Here is a 1,602-nt window from a genome sequence, read left to right as displayed (position 1 = left end):
CTGTAGGGGCGGGTTTTACCAACAATATTTGATGAATACAAACAATCTATAAAAACCCGCCCCCACCCTACCAATAACCCAGATTAACCTGATGTTCGATCGCATAAAAAAAATGTAGATTCGGATTTACCGTTGGGCGGGGCGGGTTTATTATATTGTTTTTTTTAGGCATAGAGGGTTGGTGAAACCCGCCCCTACAAATCCATCGACATAATATTACAGGACGATCGACTGTATATAAGATTTACCATTCCATTCGATCGGCAATGGACTAGATTCATTAATTTTGACTGAATTATGAAGATACAATTCATCTTTTCCCCACAACAAAGGATTATTAATGATATATTCGCGAATGGCAAATAATGATTCTTCATTGCGTATGATATGTTCGTAATAACCTCGCTGCCATACCGATACGCCACTCACATATCGAATTTGGTTAATTCGCCGCGCTGAAGATGTTTTCAAACCCCGCACAATTTCCGACAAAGGATGGATTTTTGATTTTCTCAGCCCAAATTTATCGGATTCTGTATAATTTGTTTCTGAGCTGCCTTTCAAAACAATAATTCCATGTACGTGATTTGGCATCACAATAAAATTGTCTAATGCTACGTTTTGGTAACGTTTGGGAAGAAGGCTCCAATTGAAGAAAACAGTTTTACCATAGGGACTCAATTGCATTTTATCATTAATAACTTCGGCGAATAAACGGAACTTACCCCTGCAGGGGGTAGTTTCGGTGGCTGTATTCTTTGAGCCGTATTCGTTTTAGCTATTTGGCAGTTCCAATTTTGTAGCCATGTATTTAAGATTTTCTTAATATTTAGAACCAAAGTATTGCTGTATCATAAAATTAACTCAAACCCGCTCCACATAAGGGTTGTAAAAAGGGCGTTGCTGAGTTAGAGTATGAATAGGAGGAATAATTTATGCAATGCCCAGAATGTAAATCAACCCATATCCGTAAGAACGGCAAGAAGAAAGGAAAACAGAATCACATTTGTGTCCAATGTGGTCGTCAATTCATCAATCAGTATGAACCCCATCGAGGTTATAGCGAGAGCATCAAACGTGATTGCCTAAAAATGTACGTCAATGGTATGGGTTTACGGGCGATAGAACGAGTTAAGGGTGTTCATCATACGACAGTAATAAATTGGGTAAAACAAGTCGGAAAACTGTTACCAGATGTTTATGACCCTGAAGTCATTCCAGAAGTGGGTGAGCTCGATGAATTACAAACTTATGTAAAAAAAAACCGACAAGATCTGGTTGCCGACGGCGGTTGACCACTTTCAACCAGGAATTTTAGGATGGGTATTAGGGGAGCATAGTGCTAAGACATTTGAACCATTATGGGACAAAGTAAGTGCATGGAAATGCTATTTTTATGTAACTGATGGATGGTCTGTATATCCCATGTTTATTCCTGATGGCGATCAGATTATCAGTAAGACTTATATGACACTCCTTAGAAGGGGAAAATACAAGACTAAGACATTATTTAGCCAGACTACATGGGAGCATCCCGATTTTGCAAGTATACAAAAGTATGATAAAATGCGCTGCTTTTGGGAAAAGCCAACACTTAGCTTC

General features: G+C 38.8%; 1 protein-coding gene and 1 pseudogene. One reads left to right on the top strand and one right to left on the bottom strand.

The genetic code is table 11. The annotated features are described in order from the left end of the window. Positions 1-216: 216 nt before the first annotated feature. On the bottom strand, positions 217-687 hold the full coding sequence (locus tag QUA99_RS09810) for a transposase (RefSeq protein WP_333235980.1): 471 nt from the start codon (positions 685-687) through the stop codon (positions 217-219). 248 nt (positions 688-935) lie between these two features. Between QUA99_RS09810 and QUA99_RS09805 the strand changes: the two are divergent. Further along, positions 936-1,525 (top strand): annotated as a pseudogene (locus QUA99_RS09805) (IS1 family transposase); the annotation flags it as partial. Between the last annotated feature and the right edge of the window lie 77 nt (positions 1,526-1,602).

It is taken from the genome of Microcoleus sp. F10-B2, from assembly GCF_036704965.1.
Lineage (GTDB): Bacteria > Cyanobacteriota > Cyanobacteriia > Cyanobacteriales > Microcoleaceae > Microcoleus.
This window is presented reverse-complemented; position numbering and strand designations above follow the sequence as displayed.